Source organism: Nonomuraea sp. SYSU D8015, assembly GCF_008065375.1.
Lineage (GTDB): Bacteria > Actinomycetota > Actinomycetes > Streptosporangiales > Streptosporangiaceae > Nonomuraea.
On sequence record NZ_VJYI01000001.1, the window covers coordinates 952,723 to 972,363 of the forward strand.

Genomic DNA, 19,641 nt, shown 5'->3' on the forward strand with positions numbered 1-19,641 from the left:
TCATTCGGGCTGTGGGCGGGCGTCGTTCGGCTGGTCGCCCTCCTCGTGGCCGCTTCCCAGGGCATGTCCGATTTCGTCAAGCCTGCTCGCCGCCTCGCCGACGTCCTGCGCAATGGCCTCGTACAATTCCGCCACGATCCCGGCCAGCGCCATCGACTCCGGTAACTCGCCGAAGATGGACGGGGTGAAGGGCGGGAGTGATCGCGCCGTCAGGTCTGAAAGGGTGCGGGCCGTTTCCTGGCATTCGCCGACAGCCTTCGAACGAGATTCGTCACTCATCGGACTCCATGCGCGACAGCGGCGTCGATGGACGGTCGGCAGGTTAGGCGAATGGCGATGTATGGCGAATCTGTCACATGACTGGCGGGGCGACCGCAGCCCTTGCATGGGGACGTCGAGGGCCGCGCGGAGGCTCGGCGGATGGGCGCCGCACGGTGACGACGACGCCGTTGAGGGCGGCGGTGCCCGTAAGGTCGTCGAGATACTCGGGGTCGGTGAGGTCGTTGGCGCTGACGCCGGGCACTGTCGCCGCCAGGCTGAGGGCCACGCGGTCGCGGGCGTGGCCGTAGCCGTGGGGGAGGCTGACCACTCCCGGCATGATGTCGTCGGTGCCCCTGACCTCGACGGTCACCTCTCCGGTCCGCGACTCCACGCGTACGCGTTCGCCGTCGGTCAGACCACGGGCGGCCATGTCGGACGGGTGCATGAGAAGCTCGTGCCTGGGCCGGCCCTTGGTGAGCCGGGCGGAGTTGTGCATCCAGGAGTTGTTGTCACGCAGGTGACGCCGCCCGATCAGCAACAGGCCGTCCTCGGGGACGGCGGTCAGGAGATCGGCGCGGGCGCGTGCCAGGTCGGCGATCAGCAGCGGGGAGGCGGCGTCGACACGTTTGCCTGGGGTCTGCAGCCGGGCCGGCATGGTCGAGCGCAAGGGTCCCAAGTCGAGGCCATGAGGGTGGCGGCGCAGCTTGGCCAGGGACAGTCGGTAGGGGCCGGTGCGCAGGGCCAGGTCCACGATCCGGGCCGGTGACAGGCGCATCAGCGACCGGTCCTGCAGCGAGCCGGAGCGGACCTTGCGCCGGTAGTGGCGGGCCAGGTCGCGGAAGATCTCCCAGTCATGGCGTGCGTCGTCCGGCCTGGGCAGCGGTGCGGGGACGTATCGGGCGATGTTGCGTACGGCCAGCATGGTGAAGACGAGATCGTAGTGGTCGCGCTGCAGCAGGTGGGTCGGTGGCAGGATCACGTCCGCGTGGCGGGTCGTCTCGTTGATGTAGAAGTCGACGCAGGCCATGAAGTCCAGCTCGGGCAGCGCCTGGTCGAGGGCGTTGCCGCCGGGTGAGGACAGCACCGGGTTTCCGGCCACCGTGAGCAGGGCGTGCACCTGGCCCTCGCCTGGTGTGCGTATTTCCTCTGCGAGGACCGCCACGGGCAGTTCGCCGGCGAACTCCGGCAGGCCGCGCACCCGGCTGCGCCAGCGGGCGTAGTGGCCGGGGTCGAGGCGGCCGCTGCCGATGAGGTCGACCGCCGGGCTGGGCACCAGGGTCCCGCCGGGCCGGTCGAAGTTTCCGGTGATCAGATTGAGGAGCTGGATGCCCCACTGGCACAGCGCGCCGAACCGCTGAGTCGACACTCCCGTACGGCCGTAACAGGCCGCCGCAGGGGCGGCGGCGAAGTCGTGTGAGATCCGTTTGATCGTGTTCGCGGGCACACCGGTGATCGAGGCCGCCCGTTCCGGTGTGTACTCCTCCAAATGGTCACGCACCTCCCGCAGGCCGTCGACGTAGCCGGCGGGGCGGGCCGGCCCTTCGTCCAGAATGAGCCGTACCATAGCCATGATCAGCACAACGTCGGTGCCCGGCCGGATGAAGTGGTGCTCGTCGGCGAGGCCCGCGGACTCGGTACGGCGCGGATCGAAGAGCACCATGCGTCCGCCCCGCTCACGCAGCCGCCGGATGCGTCCGGCGATCCCGGGAGCGCTCATCAAGCTGCCGTTGGACACCACGGGATTGGCGCCGAAGACCAGGAAGTAGCTGGTGCGGTCGATGTCGGGGACCGGGATCAGCCACTGGTCGCCGTACAGCAGATAAGAGACGAACTGGCTCGGCAACTGGTCCACCGACCCCGCGGAGAACCTGTTGCGGGTGCCGAGCATGCGCATCAGCGGGGTGACGTGGGTCAGCGCGCCGAGGCTGTGCACGACCGGGTTGCCCAGATACACCGCCACCGCGTCCGCCCCGTGCCGGGCCCGCGTCTGGGCGAGCCCGGTGGCGACCAGGTGGAGCGCCTCATCCCAGGAAGTCTCCTGCCAGCCGGACCCGGTTCGCCTGACCGGGCGGCGCAGCCGGTCCGGGTCGTCGTGAACGTCACGCAGGGCGATCGCCTTGGGGCAGATGTGCCCGCGGGCGAAGGGATCCTCCTCATCGCCGCGGATATCGGTGATCCGGTCGCCGGCCAGGGTGATACGCAGGCCGCACATGGCCTCGCAGAGATTGCACGCGGCGATCCGCGTCTCGCTCCGATCGTTGATCGCCCGCATGACGGCCTTCCATCAGGACTGGGCAGGACTGGGAGCTGCGGTCAGCGGCTCCCACCACGTCAGGGTCGCACGTGACCCTCGGGCCCGCATCCGTCGCATGACTGGACCCGCCCTCGACGTCAGCCGGTGAAAACGCGCTCGGCCTCGTCGCGATGGGTGTGCAGGTCCCAGTAGACGGGAGCGATCTGCTCGGCGGTGGCCGTCGGCGCCTGGGTGGCGGCGATGGCTCCGTACGGCTGGAAGTCCAGCTGCTGCTGCACATCGGACGGGGTGGTCCGGGACTCGTCGTCCGGGGCGAGCTCCCGCACCTGCGTGGTGATGTCCGGGTGTAGTCGACAAGGAGCACGTCGGCGTCGGTCAGCGCCCAGGGTGGACCTGGACCGGGGGGACGGTCTCCGTTCGGTCCGCCGAACGGAGACCGCGGGCTCGGTGGATCAGCCGGCTGCTGCCGTCACGAAGGTGAATGACCCGGACGGAACGCGGTAGACCGCATAGTTCCCCTCCATCCGGAGGAACGCGGCACGATGCGAGCTTGCGGTGGGACGCCGCTCCTTCGCCGGTACCCAGACTTCGGCAGTGGTGTTCGCGGGGATCTCGACGGTCAGCCTGAACCATCGCTCGCCTTTGCTCCATGCGGAGCGCACGACGCCCTGCGGCGTGGTGTAGCTGCCTTTCACGGAGGTGAGGTCGCCGACCGGCTTGGGCTGGATGACGAGGTGGCGGTAGGCGGTGGAGTGGCCGGCCTCGCGGATGCCGGCCAGGCCGGTGTGGAACCACTCCTCGATCTGGGCGAGGATCATGTGGTTCTTGGAGGCACCTCGGTCCCAGCGCTCGCCGATGGTGGTCATGCCGCCCGGGTTGGCGCTGGAGGGCTGCATGAAGAACCCGTAGCTCGGCTGATCGTCGGCCTGCAGCAGCTCCCACAGCACGTCGTCTCTGCCGCCGTCGGCCAGCGCCCAGACCGTCGGGGCCATGCCGATGGTGCCGCCGCTGAAGTGCGGGCCGTCGCCGCCCGGATGGTGGGCGTACACGAGTTCGACGAGCGCGTCGAGGACGGCTTGGCGTTCGGTGTCGGGGACGAGCCCGGCGTCGAGCGCGAGTGCCTGTGCCGTCTGGGTGGCGCCGGCGGTTCCGGCGTTGCCCGTGCTGGTGTAGCGGCGTAGCTCCCGGTTGTAGAAGTGGGCGTTGAAGGCGTCCTTGATGTCGCCGGCGAGCGCCTTGTAACGCGCGGCGTCGTCGGCGTGGCCCGTCAGCTCCGCCATCTCGGCCAGTTTGGTGATCATGATGTAGTAACCCCAGGTGCCGGTGATCCGGCCCGAGGTCTGGTCGGCCGCGACCCAGTCCGCGAGTGCCGCGTCGACGATGTGCGCGTCCTCGCCCGTCCCTGCCTTCTGGCGCTGGATGTAGTCGGCGAAGTCGACCATCTGGTCGTAGTGGCGCGTCATCGTGTCGGTGTCGCCGTAGAGCTCATAAAGCAGGGCGGGGACCAGGATGATGGCGTTGCCCCAGTTGATCTCGTCGCCGAAGCGTCCGCTGTAGCCCCAGTCGTAGACCGGGGTCTTCAGGGCCACGTTGCCGCGCATCGGGGTGTCGGCGATCGACTGTCCCTCCACGAGGTGCCGCATGTGGGTGCGCAGGTAGGCGGCGAGCTCGTAATTGCGGTGAATGGCGCCCATCGGCATCGTGTAGTCGGCCGGGTACGACAGCTTCTCGCGGCCGGGGCAGTCGGTGAACACCGACATCATGTTGGAGGCGAAGGAGTATCGGGCCATCGTGTGGATGCGGTTGATGCGCGCGTTGGAGGTGGTGACCTCACCCGCCACGGGTGTGGCGGCCTGCAGCCGGATGCCCTTGATCAGGTCCTTGGCCGGGGTGTACCCCTCCGGTAGGCCGGTGACCTGGATCCATTGCATGCCGAAGTAGTTGAAGTCGGGATGCCAGGTCTCTCCGCCGTGTAGTCCGGCCGTGGTGTAGGTGTTGAACAGGTCACGTCCACGGTTGCCGCCTCCTCCCATGAGGGAGGCCTGATCGACGGTTCCGTCGGGGGCGAGTGACTCGGCGGGCGCCATCCGGATGGTGACCCCGCTGGGCACGGTGCCCTTGAGGTTCAGCTGCGGCCACCCGCTGATGTTCTGGCCGAGGTCGAACACCCAGGTGCCCGGGGCCGGGTTCGTCATCGAGACGGGCGTGAATGTCTCCACGGCCTTCACCGGTTCGGCTGTGCGGGCGACGAGCTTGGTGGCGAGGTTCGGGGGCGGCGCGATCCCGGCGTCCACCCAGGACATGTCCGAGCCGTCGCGCCGCTTGGCGGTGGCCGACAGATCGGAGCCCGGCAGGTCCCAGCCGGCCTGCTCGCGCCGCGCGTCATAGTCCGAGCCGGAGTACCAGGCGTCGGTGACGAGGGCGCCGAGTGCGCTGCGCCAGCCGCGGTCGGAGACGACGACCTCCGCCGAGCCGTCGCCGTAGGCGATTTCCAGGCGCGCGATCAGGCGTGGCGTGACCGCGGCGCCGGCGCTCGGGTCGCTCGCGGCGATGTTGTTGCCCGAACCGGTCACCGTCGCACCGGAGGAGTGCGCCTTGGACAGCCCCGGTGTGAAGGTGATCCCCGTTCCGTCGGCTCCCGCCGTGCCGATCGCGGTGATCGTGCGGGATTCGAGGTTGTCGCCGCCGTCGCCGGTATCGATGTTGATCGTGCCGCCGATGTGGTAGCCGGTGACATCGTCCAGCTTCACGGTGGTCGCGCCGGCCGCGGCGTCGGCGGCCAGGGTGCCGCTGCCCTTCAACTGGCTCTGCCACCACGAGTACGGTGCGGTGCGTCCCACGGCCGGGTTGGTGACGCTGCGCCGCACGTAGGCAGGGCCGTTGCCGAGCCGGACACCGAGGGTGTTGGCTCCGGCGCGCAGGTCGTCGGTGACGTCGTAGGCGCGGTACTCGCTGGAGAGCTGATAGTTGGAGTAGCCGGGTGCCAGCACCTCGTCGCTGAGCTTGCGGCCGTTCAAGGTCGGCAGGTGCAGGCCCACGCCGGACAGGTAGAGACGAGCGCCGGCCACACGCTTCCTGCGGTCGACGTCGAACTGCCGGGCGAAGATCGGCATGGGCTGTGTCTCGGTGCGGCCCGGATACTCGATCCAGCGCGCCGTGCCCCAATCGCTCTGCTGCAGCAGGCCCATCTCCCAAGAGGTGGGCTTGCTCCAGTCCGACGGTTTTTTGCCGGCGTCCCAGACGCGGACCTGCCAGACGACCTTCTGACGAGAGGTGAGGGGCCGACCGGCGTAGCGGACGCCGGACTGGACAGCCGAGTTGACCTTGCCGGAGTCCCAGATCAGCCGGCCACGTTTGAGGTTCTCCTCGCTGGTCGCGGCCTGAACTTGGTAGGCGGTCTGCACGTCGCCCGGACAGGCGGCCCGCGACAGCGGCCGATGACACGGGTGAGCGGCGGCCTGCCGGGTCTCCTTCATGCGCCACCCCAGGGAGGGGGTGGGGTTGTCGAGGCCGAGCGGTTCGTCGTACCTGCCGTCCACCTGCAGGTCGACCACCTGGACGTACGACGGTGCGCCGCCGGCGGCCACGGCCGGTGGAACGCTGAAGGGCTGCGAGAGCACGAAGGTGAAGGACACCCCCAGTCCTGCGAGCAGGCGGATCCGGCGACGTAATTCGGACACAGGTCACTCCCTTCCCGGCGGCGGGAGGAGCTTGTCTAAATCGATTTAAGCGAGGCGGCGTTGTCGTCAACGTAAGCGCTGCGAGGTCTGCCGTCAAGAGGCGATACGGGTAACGGTGCTCGGTATCCATGCATGTCTATCGGGTGTAGAGGCAGGAAACTTAAATAACGTTACCCATCCAGATGTGGCTTTGGTCGGGCGTGACCGTCTCGCACCGCTGATGAGCTTGCCCGGGCCTTGAGCTCGTACAATCGGATCACACCTCGGGAGATGGAGTTTCATGGTCACGTCCGGTCGACGACGACGAGTGACGATCTCCGACGTGGCGAGCCACGCCCAGGTCTCCGTCACAGCGGTGTCGAAGGTGATCCGCAACGCCACCGGCGTCAGCCCGGCCATGCGAGACCGGGTCAAGACGGCCATCGAAGAGCTGGGCTACCGACCGCAGGCCGTTGCGCGCGGGATGCGCGGTCGCACCTTCACGATCGGCCTGATGCTGCCCCACATCAGAAATCCCTTCTTCGCCGACATCCTCGACGGTCTCACCGCATACCTTGAGAACACCGACTACCAGGCGTTCATGATCCAAGGCGGCGCCACCCGCAAGGTCGAGAGGCGGGCGGTGGACGCCCTCGTGGACCGGCAGGTGGACGGCATCATCATGGTCGCCCCGCTCGCCTCGAAGGCGCGGCTGGAGGAGGTGGCGAAGGAGAAGCCGACCGTGGTGCTCGCCCGGCACGAGGGGTCGGCGTTCTACGACTCGGTGTACGACGATGACGAGGCAGGCGCGGAGCTCGTCGTGAAACACCTCATCGAGCTGGGCCACCGCCGGATCGCCCACATCACGCACCAGGACGACAGCCAGGCGCCCCCTGCCGACCTGCTGCACAACATCCGGGCCGCGACCTATGAACGGGTCATGCGCGAGCACGGACTCGCCGACGAGATCGCCATCGCGACCAGCTTCTACAACGAGCAAGGCGGCTACGACGGGGCTCGTGAGCTGCTGGGCCGCTCTCCACGCCCCACGGCCATCTTCGCGGGAGCCGACCAGGCGGCGCTCGGCACCCTCGCCGCGGTCCACGACATGGGCCTCTCGGTCCCGCAAGACGTCTCGGTCGCCGGCTACGACAACATCCACCTGGCCGCCCTTTCCAACATCACGCTGACGAGCGTCGACCAGGACGGCGCCGTGATGGGCCGCGCCGCGGGCAAGCTTCTGCTGGAACGCATCGAAGGCCGGATGACCGCGGTGCGCTTCTCCGTGACCCCGAGTCTGGTCGTCCGCGGCTCCACGGCCCCGCCGGGGGGTTCGGCGGGTGCTCCGTCCACGGCGGTGACGCGGTAGCCCGGTCGGGGCCGCGCATGCTCCACGCCGGGCCCAACGGTGAAGCGGTAGCCCGGTCAGGGCCGCGCGTGCTCCGCCTCACGCCGGGCCCAGCGCGAGCACGACCTCGATCCATCGGCCACCCGGGCGGGCGAGGCGGCGGTGTCCAGGCGGAGTTCGATGCCGCCGCGACGGCCATTCGCGACCGGGCGCGGCTGGAGGGCCGCCCGCGGAGCGAGGAAGGTGTGTCGGCCGCCGCTGGCCGGTCAGAGCAGGGCTTCGGCGGTGATGGGGAGTTCGCGGACGCGGCGTCCGGTGGCGTGGAAGACGGCGTTGGCGATGGCGGGCGCCACACCGACGATCACCACCTCGCCCAGCCCCTTGACGCCGATGGGGTCGGCGGTGCGGTCGTCCCCGTTGAGGTAGACGGCGTTGACGTCGGGGACGTCGGCGTTGACGGGGACGAGGTAGTCGGCCATGTTCGCGTTGACGATGCGGCCGTCGCGCGGGTCGGTGACGGTGTGTTCCAGCAGGGCCATGCCGATGCCGCCGACGATGCCGCCGATCGCCTGGCTTTCGGCGAGCTTGGGGTTGATGATGCGGCCGGCGTCGTACACGCCGAACACCCGCCGGATCCGCACCAGGCCGAGGCGTTCGTCGACGGCGACCTGGGCGAACACCGCGCCGTAGGCGTGCGTGGAGAAGCGTTCCACCTCGTCGCCGGGGGTGTAGCCGCCGCGTGCCTCCAGGTGGGGGCGGTTGGTGCGGGCCAGCAGCTGACGGTAGGTCTCGCCGCGTTCGGGGTCGTCGCGCAGCTGCAGGCGGCCGTTCTGGACGACGACGTCGTCGGCGGAGGCGCCGTGCAGAGGCGAACCGGAGTCCTGGACGGCGAGCCGGATGGCCTCCCGGCGGAGCTTGTCGCAGGTGTCCTGGACGGCTGAGCCGACGCTGGCCATGGTCATGGAACCGCCGTGGGGCGGGGACGGCGGCATGGCCGAGTCGCCGAGCTGGAACCGCACCCGGGGCACCGGGAGGCCGAGGGCGTCGGCGGCCACCTGCGTCATGGAGGTGTAGGTGCCCGGGCCCATGTCGGAGGTCCCGCACTGGACGATCGCGGTGCCGTCGGCGTCGAGCCTGGCCAGGGCCTGGGCCGGGGCGCGTTGCGTGTGGTAGGTGGCCACGGCGACGCCGGTGCCGATCAGCCAGTTGCCGTCGCGGGCCGAGCGCGGCTTGGGATCGCGTTCGTCCCAGCCGACGGTGCGGGAGCCGACGCGGAAGCACTCGCGCAGCCGCCGGGTCGAGAACGGTACCCCGGTGCCCGGATCCCGATCCGGTTCGTTGCGCAGGCGCAGCTCGATCGGGTCCATGCCCAGCTCGTAGGCGAGCTCGTCCATGGCGCATTCGATGGCGTACGCGGCGGTGGCCGCCCCGGGGCCGCGCATGTAGGTGGGTGTGTTGATGTCCAGGGGGATGGACCGGTAGGTCTGGCGGACGTTGGGCGTGGCGTACACCATCTGCCCTTGGACCATCAGCGCCTCCCGGTAGTCCTCGTAGGCGGAGGTCTCGGCGCGTATGTCGTGCACGGCCGTGGTGAGCCTGCCCCGCTGGTCGGCGCCGAGGGTGAGCTTGTACTCGGTGACGGGGCGAAAGCCCGTGCCGGTGTACATCTGCTTGCGGGTCAGCACCACCTTCACCGGGCGGCGCACCTCGCGGGCGGCCAGCGCGGCGATGGCGACGTGCGGCCAGGCCCGCAGGGCGCTGCCGAAGGCGCCGCCGACGAACGGCGAGATGACCCGCACCGACTCCTCCGGGATGCCGAACACGGTGGCGAGGTCGCCCCGGGTGTTGAGGACGATCTGGGTCTTGTCCCACACGGTGAGCCGGTCGCCGTCCCAGCGGGCGATGGTGGCGTGCGGCTCCATCGGGTTGTGGTGCTCACGCTGGAGCCGGTACGTCTGCGCCAGACGGGTGTGCGCCCGCTCCAGCGCCTGGTCGACGTTGCCCCGCTGGTAGTTCTCCGGCTGGTTGGGGTTGCCGGCCGGGGAGGACATGTCGATCGCGGGCCGCTCGCCGTCGTAGGCGACCTTCACCAGGCTCGCCGCGTGCTGGGCGATCTCCAAGGTCTCGGCCACCACGACCGCGACCGGCTGGCCGAAGAAGCGGACCCGGTCGTCCTGGAAGATGCGCAGGCGCTCTCCTCGGGCGGGGTCGGGCACGCCGCGGAAGGGCCGGTAGGGCAGTTTCGGTGCGTTCAGGTGGCTGATCACCTTGAGCACACCGCGCTGGGCGACGGCGTCCCGGGTGTCGACGCCGGTGATCCGTCCCCGGCCGACGGTGCTGGTGACGATCACGCCGTGGACCACGCCTCGTACGTCGTGCTCGGCCGCGTAGGCGGCCCGGCCGGTCACCTTCAGCCGTCCGTCCACCCGGGACAGCGGCGTGCCCGCCGCGGGCCGTGCCTGCTGGGTCATCGCGTGCCTCCCACAGTGCGCAGTTGACGTTCGACGGTGCGTTTGAGCAGCTCCGCCTTGAATCCGTTGTGGCGGAGCGGGCGGGCGCCGTCCGCCGCGACCGCCGCGGCCTCAGTCCACAGCCGGTCCGAAGGACGGGCGCCGGTCAGCCGCCGCTCCACCGCCGTCAGCCGCCACGGCACCGTGCCCACCCCTCCGGCGGCGACCCGGGCGTCGCGGATGACGCCGCCGGCGATGTTCAGGACGACCGCCGCCGAGGTGAGCGCGAACTCGTAAGACTGCCGGTCGCGGACCTTCAGGTAGCCCGATCGCACGGGCTGCGGATGCGGCGGGATCTCCACCGCGGTGATCAGCTCGCCCGGCCGCAGGTCGTGCTCACGGTCGGGTGTGTCGCCCGGCCGCAGCAGGAACTCCGTCAAGGGCAGGCTGCGCTCCCCGTCCGCGCTCAGCAGGTGCACGGTCGCGTCCAGCGCCACCAGCGCCACGGCCAGGTCGGACGGATGGGTCGCCACGCACGCGTCGGACGTGCCCAAGATCGCGTGCGCGCGGTTGTAGCCCTCCAGGGCGGCGCACCCCGAACCGCGTTGCCGCTTGTTGCAGGCGGCGGTGACGTCGCGGAAGTACGTGCACCGGGTGCGCTGCATGATGTTGCCGCCGATGCTGGCCATGTTGCGCAACTGGGCTGACGCGCTCAGCTCCAGCGCCTGCGAGACGACCGGGTAGGCCCTGCGCACGCGCGGGTGCGCCGCGACGTCGGACATGCGCGCCAGCGCGCCGATCCGCAGCCCGCCGCGCGCCGTGGCCCGCACGTCCCGCAGCGGCAGATCGCTGATGTCGACCAGCGTGCCGGGACGCTCCACGGTCTCGCGCATCAGGTCGACCAGCGTCGTGCCGCCGGCGATGTAGCGGCCGCCGCGCGCCCCGGCGGTGAGCGCGGCGCGGGTGTCGGCGGGCTTGGTGTAGGCGAAGGGGTACATGTTCAGGCCTTCCCCGCGCGTGCGGCCTTGTCGACCGCGTTGACGATCTTGACGTAGCAGCCGCAGCGGCAGATGTTGCCGCTCATCCACTCCCGGATCTCCTCCCGGGAGCCGGTGTGGCCCTCTCGGATGCAGCCGACGCCGGACATGATCTGGCCGGGGGTGCAGTAGCCGCACTGGAAGGCGTCCTGCTCGATGAAGGCCTGCTGCAACGGGTGCAGGTCGTCGTCCTCGCCGGGGGCGAGCCCCTCGATGGTGGTGACCTCCGCGCCCTCCAACCGCACCGCCAGCGCCAGGCAGGCGTTGACCCGGCGGCCGTCGACCAGGACGGTGCAGGCTCCGCAGGCGCCGGCGTCGCAGCCCTTCTTGGTGCCCGTCAGCCCGAGCTGCTCGCGCAGCAGGTCCAGCAGCGAGGTCCGGTTGTCGATCTCCGCGGTGTGCCGCTTGCCGTTGACCGTCAGCGAGACGCGGCCGCTGACCGGCGCCGCGACCGCCGCCTCCGCCGGCTCGGTGCCCAGTGGAGACGGCCCGGGGAGCACACCGCCCGACACGGCCGCGCCTCCGGCAGCGGTGGCCGTCGTGATGAACGTGCGCCGGGACAGCGTCGATGCGGACTCCGCGGCGGCAGGAGCATGTGAGTCGGGACGTTCGGAAGACATCTGTATCCTCTCGATTCGGCGCGAAGGATTGTTGCTCTCACTCGTCGGCGTGCCTGCGGAGGCATGTCCGCGCCAAGCAGTCGGCGGGACGGGCGCCGCTGACCGCGTCCCTCGGCCACCACCCATGAAACCGCTGCTCAACGGCCTGTGGGAGAGCCTGCTGTGACACGTACTGACAGGGCACCCCTGGGCGAGCGTCCCACCGGCCCCCGCCCGATTCGCGAGCGTCAGTCGTCCTGCTCCAGCGCGGGGGTTGGTCAGAGGTTGAGGAGGGCCGAGCTCTCCGTGACAGGTTGCGTTGGAGTGCCGGAACGGCCTCGGACGGACAGGAGGTAGACGAGCGCGGCGAGCGCGGCGGAGGCGAGGGTGACGAGTCCGAGCGGGATGGCGGTGCCCGCACCGCCGAGGCCGACGAGAGGCGCGGCGAGGCCGCCGAAGGCGAAGCGGGCCAGCCCGAGCAGCGACGACGCCGTGCCGGCGATGTCGGGGTAGTTCGCCAGGGCGAGGGAGGTGGTCGGCGGGGACGTGACGGCCACGCCGCTGACCATCGTGACCAGCGAGAGGATCACGGCGATCAGGGGCAGGCGGAGGGCCGAGGTGACGAGCAGTCCGCCGGCGCCGACGAGGCACATCACGAGCCCGATCGCCAGGGTGCCCTTCTCCGACCACCGCTCGGAGAGGCGGCCGGCGGCGAAGCCGAACGCCATGAACCCGAGGGAGTTCAGATCGAACGCGAACGAGTAGCCCTGTGGGGAGAGCCCGTAGATTCCCTGCAGGACGTACGTGGCGCCGCCGAGGTAGGCGAACAGTGCGGCGCTCACGAAGCCGGCGATGAGCACGGTGCCGAGAAACATGCGGTCGGAGATCAGCCGGCGGAAGTCGCGCCCGGTCCGCGTGAGCCCGCCGGCGACGCGATGCTGCTCCGGCAGCGTCTCGCGGAAGACGACGAGACAGGCGAGGAGGATGGCCACGCCGATCGCGGACAGGAGCAGGAAGATGCCTCGCCAGTCGGTGACGGCGGCGAGCTGTCCGCCGATCACCGGGCCGATGACGGCGGCGAGTCCGCTGATCACGATCAGGTGGCCGTAGTAGCGGACGAGTTTGCCGCCGGAGTAGAGGTCGCGGCCTGTGGCCTGTGCGATCACGATGCCCACCCCGCCGGCCAGACCCTGGACGAAGCGCGCGGCGATGAGGGGCTCGATGGCCGGGCTGAGGGCGCACAGCGTCGAGGTGAGGACGTAGGCGAGGACACCGGCCAGGAGGGGACGGCGGCGGCCGAACCGGTCGGACACCGGTCCGGCGATGGCCTGGCCGATGCCCAGGCCGAGCAGGCACGCGGTGACGGTCAGCTGCGCGGCCGAGGTCGCCGCCCGCAGCTCGCCGGTGAGCGCGGGGAGCACGGGCAGGTAGACGTCCATGGAGATCGGACCGAAGACAGTCAGCAGGCTGAGGACGACCGCCAAGGGGCGGCCGATGGCCTGGTCACGGGTGGGCATAGGGGTTGGGGCGGCGTTCACACGGCCTCCTGCCCGGGGGCGATCGGGGCCGCCGCCGCATGTGCGGCGACGGCCGGCCTAGAAAGCGAGGTGACGACTGCGCGGTCGGCTCACGGGCGCAGGAGCACCTTGATGGCGCGGCGTTCGTCCATGGCCTTTGTAGCCTTCGGCGGCCCGCTCGAGCGGCAGCTCGAGGGCGAAGACCTTGCCGGGGTCGATCTGACGGTTCCAGATCAGGTCGATGAGCCGCGGTAGGTACCGACGGACCGGGGCCGGGCCGCCGTGCAGGTGCACGTGGGAGAAGAACAGCTCCTCGAGGCCGCCGGTGAGTTCCTTTCCGCGCCGAGCTGCTCGGCGGCCAGCATCGCGAGCAGGCCGACCGCGCCGTCGCCGACGACCGCGACCGGCTTGCCGGGACCGGCCTGCGCGGCGACGGCGCCGAACCAGCCGGTGCCCAGCACGTCCGACGCGGCCAGGAAGCTCGGGATGAGGTCATCGGAGGGAAGGTCTAACCGGCCCGGCAGATCTCGCATGTCCGGCCCGCAGATGCAGGTCGCGGGCAGGCGGAGGACGGCATCGGTCGGGGCGATGATCTTCGGGTCTTGGCGCTCTTCCACTCGGACGTCGCCGGGGGGTGCATCACGGCACCACGCATGATGGTGCTCCTTACTGGATTGAGATCTGGTTCACGGATCAGGTCTGGCCGTGGGCGCAGCCGCAGGTCCGCCCCGGGACGCCTGGAACGGGTCTGGTCTCGCACACAGCGGTCCATGAAACCTCAACTGCCCCTGACCAGGGAGTTCTTGGCAAAAGGTGTACTGGCAGGGCATCCCACACCAGAGGCTGCCGAGCGTACGGTCGAAATGTGGACAATCGCCAGGAAATCCGTGAGTTCCTCGTCTCGCGGCGAGCCAAGATCACACCGGAGCGGGCCGGGCTGCCCTCCGGGACCAATCGCCGCGTCCCGGGACTACGCCGCGGCGAGGTCGCCGCACTGGCCGGTGTGAGCATCGAGTACTACTCGAAACTCGAACGAGGCGCCCTCGCCGGAGTGTCCGCCGGCGTGCTCGAAGCCATCGCCCGCGCGCTCCAGCTCGATGAGGCCGAGCGGGTACACCTGTTCAACCTGGCCCGAGCCGCGGAGGGCACCAGCGCGACCGTGCGGCCCCGGCGGCGTGCGGTCAAGCAGTGGACCCCGCGCCGCAGCCTGCAGTGGACCCTTGACGCGGTCACCGAAGGGCCTGCCTTCGTCCGCAACGGCCGGATGGATCTGCTGGCCGCCAACCGGCTCGCGCGAGCCTTCTACGCCGACGTCTACGCCGATCCGCAACGGCCCCCGAACCTCGCCCGCTTCACCTTCCTCGACCCCAACGCCCATCGGTTCTTCCCGGACTGGGACCTATTCGCCGACACCTGCGTCGCCATCCTGCGCACCGAAGCCGGCCGCGACCCGCACGACAAGGAACTCCACGACCTGGTCGGGGAGCTGTGCACACGCAGCGACGAGTTCCGCCGGCGGTGGGGCGCCCACAACGTCCGCCACCACGGCACCGGCACGAAGACCTTCCACCACCGCGTCGTCGGAGACCTCACTCTCGCCTACGAGGGGCTCGAGATGGCCGCCGAACCCGGTCTGACCCTCACCATCTACGTCGCCGAGCCCGGCTCGCCCTCCGAGGAGGCGCTGCGCCTGCTCGCCTCCTGGGCGGCCGCGCAGGAGACGGACACCTCCCTGCGTGCGGCATCGACCGATTGACACTGCCCCACCCCTCACATCCCGCACTGGTCGCCGTCTTCCGCAAGCACTGCCACGCTGGAGAAACGTTACCTAAAAGATCTTGAAACCAATGAGATGAGCTGGGAAAATGACGGATACCGTTACCCAAAATATGTCTTGACACCCCTCCGTGTAACGCCTACGTTAACCCCATCGGGGAGTCGCTTAAAACGTTTCAACGTCCCTGGAGGGGTGTGTGAAGACCTCCCACCGCACGCTCGCGACGGCTGTGGCCGTCGTCGCGATGGCGGCCCTGACCTCCTGCGGCTCCACCTCGGAGCCCGCCGCCGACGACACCATCACCCTCTCCTTCATGACGGGCAGCGACCAGTCGACCGTGGACACGTCCAAGGCGCTGGCGAACGCCTTCATGAAGGCCAACCCCACCATCACGATCGAAATGGAGCACCAGCCGGGCGGAAGCGAAGGCGACAACATCGTCAAGACCCGCCTGTCCACCGGCGAGATGACGGACGTGTTCTGGTACAACTCCGGCTCGCTGCTGCAGGCGCTCAATCCCGCCCAGACCCTGGTCGACCTCACCGGCGACCCCGTCCTGGCCAACGTCCAGCAGGACTACCTGCCCGTGGTGACGCAGGGCGGCAAGGTGTACGGCGTCCCGGCCACCACGCTCACCGGCGGCGGCATCCTCTACAACCGCAAGGTCTACGACGAGCTCGGCCTGGAGGTCCCGAAGACCTGGGACGAGTTCATGGCCAACAACGAGAAGATCAAGGCGGCAGGGATCACACCGGTGATCTCGACGTTCAAGGACTCCTGGACGTCCCAGCTGTTCGTGCTCGCCGACTTCTACAACGTCCAGGCCGCGGTGCCGACCTTCGCGCAGGACTACACCGCCGGCAAGGTGAAATACGCCACCACACCGGCCGCGCTGGGCGGGTTCCAGCACCTCGCCGACGTGCACGCCAAGGGTTACCTCAGCAAGGGCTTCGGCTCGGCCACCCTCGACCAGGGCCTGAAGATGCTGGTGGAGGGCAAGGGCGCGCACTACGCGATGCTCAGCGGGCTGCTGCCGCCCCTGCTGGCGACCTATCCGCAGACGGCGACCGACGTCGGCTTCTTCGGTGTACCGGGCACCGACCCGGCCAAGCACGGCGCCACGGTCTGGGAGCCTCCCGCCATCTACGTCGCCAAGACCACCGAGCACCTGGACGCGGCGAAGAAGTTCCTTGCCTTCGTCGCCTCCCCGGCGGGCACCGAGGCCGTCAGCGCCGCCGTGCGGCCGTCGGGGCCGTACCGCGTCAAGGGATCCAAGCTGCCCGAAGACGCGATCCAGGTGGCCAAGGACCTGCAGGCCTACATCGACGACAGCGCCACGTCGCCGGCTCTGGAGTTCCTGTCACCCGTCAAGGGCCCCTCGCTGGAGCAGATCACCGTCGCGGTCGGCTCCGGGCTGACGCCGCCCGCCGAGGGCGCCGCCCAGTACGACAAGGACGTGGAGAAGCAGGCCAAGCAGTTGGGGCTGGCTGGGTGGTGACGAAGCAGCGGCGCTGATCCGGGGGGTCCGGACTCCTCCGGATCAGCGACCACCGCATTATCGCGCCATGACAACCCTGGCCGGGTGCCGGCGGGAACCTGGCGGGCATGGGCGGTGTAAGGAGAGCGTGTCCTCCCTCACAAGACGTCAGGCATTCGCGCTCGGCGCGGTGGCCGCCGTGTCGGCCTGCGCCGCCGAGCGGCCCGCCACGAAGGCCGCGCCCGCGGTCCCCGCTCCCAAGCCGGGCCGGCTGTTCGCCACCACCGCCGCCGGGCTGGTCGTGGTCGACCTGGCCAAGGGCGCGGTCAAGGCCGCCTACCCCGCCGCCGTGGCCGACGGCGCCTGGACCAGGATTCACCAGCTCAAGGACGGCCGCCTACGCAGTTACGAGGTCGGCACCGGCGCCCTGCTGGCGGACGAAACGGTCGACGGCCGGCAGATCAAGGCCGTCTCCGCCCGAATGATCGCCGTGGGGCCGCCGCCCGGGCCGCGTCGCCGTACCAGGATCACGCTGGTCGGCGACAACGGCACGCGTACGGTCGAGCTGGACGGCAACATCGAGCCCGAGGCGTTCTCCGGCGACGGCCGGATCATGTACCTGCTCGACCACCTGCCGCCCGAGGCGCCCGACCGCTACCGGGTGCGGATGTACGACCTGGACGCCGGCACGCTGCAGCCGCTGCAGACACGGGACAAGACACAGGTCCGGCCCGGCGCGGAGGAGGAGATGCGCGGGCGGGGGCGCCAGGCGGTGCTCGACCCCTCCGCAGGCGTCCTCTACACCCTCTACACCCACCAGGACGACCACCTGCACACGCGTGACCTGGCGGCGGGGCGGGACCAGAGCCCCGGCGTGCACGCTTTCGTGCACGTGCTCAACCTGGACCAGAGGTGGGCCTACTGCCTGGACCTGCCCGCGCCGTTCGGGCTGGGCCCGCACGAGGCGCACACGATCGCGCTGGACGCGGCCCGCCGGCGGCTGTACTCCTTCGACGCCTCCACCGGCACCATCGTGGTGGCCTCGACCGACGACCAGGTGATCCGCCGCAGCGGCCTGCTCGGCAAGCAGCCCGGGGGAGAGGCGTACGCCGCGGCGGGCGGTCGGCGCGTCTACGTGGCGGTGGGTTCGCGGGTGCTGGTGGCCGACGGGGAGACGCTCGCGCCGCTGGCCGCCTGGGCCCTGCCGGGCCCGGCCCGCGGCGTGACCTGGACGGCCGGCGAGTTGCTGGTGGGGGCGGGCGATCAGGTGATCAGGCTGGACCCGGACACGGGGGCCGGGCTCGGCGCCTTCCCGCTGCCGGGCCTGCAGGAGGTACGGCACGCCGAACGCATCCCAGGCTGAGGGGTGGCCGCGCCCCCGGCCGGGGCCCGGCAGGCGGTTCCGGCCATCACTACTGCTTGGGTGTGACGTTGACGGCGCTGCCGGTCGGGACCGGGATGATCGAGACCTTGCCGTCCTGGATGGCCTTGTAGAGGATCGCGCCCTGCGGCCCGAGCACCTTGGCCAGCTTTTCGAGCGACTTCAGCTCGGTCAGGGCGCGGGTGTTCTCCGCCTCCTGCGCCTTCTGGCGCTCCTGCGCGGCCTGCGTCTCCGTCTGGGCGTCCACGATCGACTTGGGCGGCTCGGGCTGGCGGATGATGAACTGCAGCCGTTCGAAGTACTGCCCCTGCGTCAGGCTGGCCACGTACTGGTTGGTCAGCTTGGCCATGTCCTGCTCCCACAGCGCCTTCTGCGCGGGGTTGGCGTACAGGTCGCGCCAGCTGTACTTGAGCGTCGCCTCGTCCATGGCCCGCTCGACGCTGTTGCCGATGTAGAACTGGAGCATCCGGGTCCAGCCGTCGGACTCGTACGCCGCGTACTTCTTGCCGATGTTCTCGTGGAATGCCTGCAGCTTCTTGCAGTCGGAAGCCGAGAAGTAGAAGGTGAGCCCGCCGGCCATGGTCATCACCTGGCCGTCCTTGCTGACCGACGTGATGGGCTTGCCCTCGGACGCCTCCCGGCCGGTGAAGTCGAAGGTGCGCTGGCCGTTGGGGTAGCGGTAGCCCTCGTCGCCGGGCCCCGAGACGTCACGGGTCGACGGCTTGAGGCACTCCTGGAACGTGGTCGAGCTGAACATGCCCGCGTCATAGACGATGCCGGCCTCGTCGGGCTCGACGTTCGTGACCGAACAGCCCGTGAGGAGCACGACGGCGAGCAGGCCAAGGGGAAGGGTGCGGGTCACTTCGAGATCTCCTCGGGTGGTGAGGTGGTCGGGGGTCGGTTCAAGCAGAGGCCAGCGATCATATTGGTGTCAGGGATGCCATGGACTGCTTGCGCGCGGCTTATGATCATCGGTACCTGAGGCCGGAACCACAAGGAGGAATCATCCGTGGGGGACAACTCAGAGACATGGCCGGCCGCCATCGACACCACCAGGCCCAGCATCGCCAGGGCGTATGACGTCGTCCTGAACGGCAAGGACAACTTCGAGGTCGACCGGGCCTTCGTCGCCGAGATCGCGAAGGTCGTGCCCGAGATCTACGACGTCGCGGCCTACAACCGGCAGATCCTCGGCCGAGGCGTCCGGCTCATGTGCGCCGAGGGCATCACCCAGTTCCTCGACCTCGGCTCGGGCCTGCCGACCGTCGAGAACACTCACCACGTCGCGCAGCGGGCGAACCCGCGGGCGCGGGTGGTGTACGTCGACAACGATCCGATGGTGCTGGCGCACGGGCGGGCGCTGCTGGCGGAGAACGAGAACACCGCGGTCGTCACCTCCGATCTGCGCGACCCGGCGTCCATCCTCGCCGACCCGGCCGTCCGCACGCTCATCGACTTGGACCTCCCGGTGGGCGTGATGCTCGTCGGCATCCTGCACCACCTGCACGACGACGAGGACCCCAAGGGAATCGTCGAGGCGTACATGGAGGCGGTGCCGCCGGGCAGTCACCTGTTCGTCACGCATTTCTGCGACTCCAGCCAGGAGGCGCGGGACGCCGAGAAGAAGTACCTCGCACTGCTCGGCACCGGGCGATTCCGGACCCCGGAGGAGATCACCGGGTTCTTCGACGGCTTCGAGCTGCTGGAGCCGGGGGTCGTGCCGCTGCCGCTGTGGCGGCCGGACGGGCCGGTGCCCGATCAACTGAGCGTGGGCCAGCGGCTCATGTACGGAGGCATCGCCCGCAAGCGATGACCTCGGCGCGCCTGGCCTGCCTCCGCCTTCTGAGAACGCCCCTCGCGGCCCGGACGCCGGCCGCTAGG

Annotated in this window: 14 protein-coding genes and 1 pseudogene; 5 read left to right on the plus strand and 10 right to left on the minus strand. The window is 70.0% G+C overall.

The window, feature by feature from the left end; all coding sequences use genetic code 11:
- The 4 genes from ID574_RS06545 to ID574_RS06560 form a co-directional block, all read right to left on the minus strand.
- Window positions 1–279 (minus strand): hypothetical protein, encoded by a 279-nt coding sequence (locus ID574_RS06545; RefSeq protein WP_188187802.1) that lies wholly within the window; start codon window positions 277–279, stop codon window positions 1–3.
- Window positions 280–352: 73 nt separating this feature from the next.
- Complete coding sequence (locus ID574_RS06550; RefSeq protein ID WP_188187803.1) at window positions 353–2,533, minus strand: molybdopterin-dependent oxidoreductase; 2,181 nt, start codon at window positions 2,531–2,533, stop codon at window positions 353–355.
- A 119-nt stretch (window positions 2,534–2,652) separates the two neighbouring features.
- Entirely contained in the window at window positions 2,653–2,841 is a 189-nt protein-coding gene (locus tag ID574_RS59510) for a hypothetical protein (protein WP_223166411.1), read from the minus strand.
- Window positions 2,842–2,967: 126 nt separating this feature from the next.
- Window positions 2,968–6,195, minus strand: a complete 3,228-nt coding sequence (locus ID574_RS06560) for an alpha-L-rhamnosidase (RefSeq protein ID WP_223166412.1) — start codon at window positions 6,193–6,195, stop codon at window positions 2,968–2,970.
- A 307-nt stretch (window positions 6,196–6,502) separates the two neighbouring features.
- Here ID574_RS06560 and ID574_RS06565 point away from each other — a divergent pair, with 307 nt between their 5' ends.
- The gene (locus tag ID574_RS06565; protein ID WP_223166413.1) at window positions 6,503–7,543 is read left to right on the plus strand and encodes a LacI family DNA-binding transcriptional regulator; all 1,041 of its coding nucleotides are present in this window, start codon (window positions 6,503–6,505) and stop codon (window positions 7,541–7,543) included.
- Window positions 7,544–7,788: 245 nt separating this feature from the next.
- Here ID574_RS06565 and ID574_RS06570 read toward each other — a convergent pair whose 3' ends face one another.
- From ID574_RS06570 to ID574_RS06590, 5 genes and pseudogenes are all read right to left on the minus strand, one after another.
- Window positions 7,789–9,993 carry a xanthine dehydrogenase family protein molybdopterin-binding subunit gene (locus ID574_RS06570; protein ID WP_188187805.1) on the minus strand — a complete coding sequence of 735 codons (2,205 nt, stop codon included), beginning with the start codon at window positions 9,991–9,993 and terminating at the stop codon, window positions 7,789–7,791.
- A complete protein-coding gene (locus ID574_RS06575) occupies window positions 9,990–10,970 on the minus strand; it encodes an FAD binding domain-containing protein (protein WP_188187806.1) in 981 nt (326 codons plus the stop codon). Before ID574_RS06575 ends, ID574_RS06570 begins: the two co-directional genes overlap by 4 nt.
- Before the next feature lie 2 nt (window positions 10,971–10,972).
- Window positions 10,973–11,755, minus strand: coding sequence for a (2Fe-2S)-binding protein (locus ID574_RS62695; protein ID WP_442939230.1), 783 nt, complete (start codon window positions 11,753–11,755; stop codon window positions 10,973–10,975).
- A 131-nt stretch (window positions 11,756–11,886) separates the two neighbouring features.
- On the minus strand, window positions 11,887–13,146 hold the full coding sequence (locus ID574_RS06585; RefSeq protein ID WP_223166414.1) for a multidrug effflux MFS transporter: 1,260 nt from the start codon (window positions 13,144–13,146) through the stop codon (window positions 11,887–11,889).
- Between the two features lie 89 nt (window positions 13,147–13,235).
- A pseudogene (locus ID574_RS06590) lies at window positions 13,236–13,780 on the minus strand (hypothetical protein).
- Window positions 13,781–13,990: 210 nt separating this feature from the next.
- Between ID574_RS06590 and ID574_RS06595 the strand changes: the two are divergent.
- The 3 genes from ID574_RS06595 to ID574_RS06605 all read left to right on the plus strand — a co-directional run bounded on the left by ID574_RS06595 (window position 13,991) and on the right by ID574_RS06605 (window position 17,742).
- On the plus strand, window positions 13,991–14,881 hold the full coding sequence (locus tag ID574_RS06595; protein ID WP_188187808.1) for a helix-turn-helix transcriptional regulator: 891 nt from the start codon (window positions 13,991–13,993) through the stop codon (window positions 14,879–14,881).
- A gap of 217 nt (window positions 14,882–15,098) precedes the next feature.
- Entirely contained in the window at window positions 15,099–16,400 is a 1,302-nt protein-coding gene (locus ID574_RS06600; protein WP_223166415.1) for an ABC transporter substrate-binding protein, read from the plus strand.
- A 127-nt stretch (window positions 16,401–16,527) separates the two neighbouring features.
- The gene (locus ID574_RS06605) at window positions 16,528–17,742 is read left to right on the plus strand and encodes an NHL repeat-containing protein (RefSeq protein WP_188187809.1); all 1,215 of its coding nucleotides are present in this window, start codon (window positions 16,528–16,530) and stop codon (window positions 17,740–17,742) included.
- A gap of 49 nt (window positions 17,743–17,791) precedes the next feature.
- On the opposite strand, the gene ID574_RS06610 is transcribed toward ID574_RS06605, so the two are convergent.
- Window positions 17,792–18,622, minus strand: coding sequence for an SPFH domain-containing protein (locus tag ID574_RS06610; protein WP_188187810.1), 831 nt, complete (start codon window positions 18,620–18,622; stop codon window positions 17,792–17,794).
- A gap of 147 nt (window positions 18,623–18,769) precedes the next feature.
- Here ID574_RS06610 and ID574_RS06615 point away from each other — a divergent pair, with 147 nt between their 5' ends.
- Window positions 18,770–19,573, plus strand: a complete 804-nt coding sequence (locus ID574_RS06615; protein WP_188187811.1) for an SAM-dependent methyltransferase — start codon at window positions 18,770–18,772, stop codon at window positions 19,571–19,573.
- Window positions 19,574–19,641 lie beyond the last annotated feature (68 nt).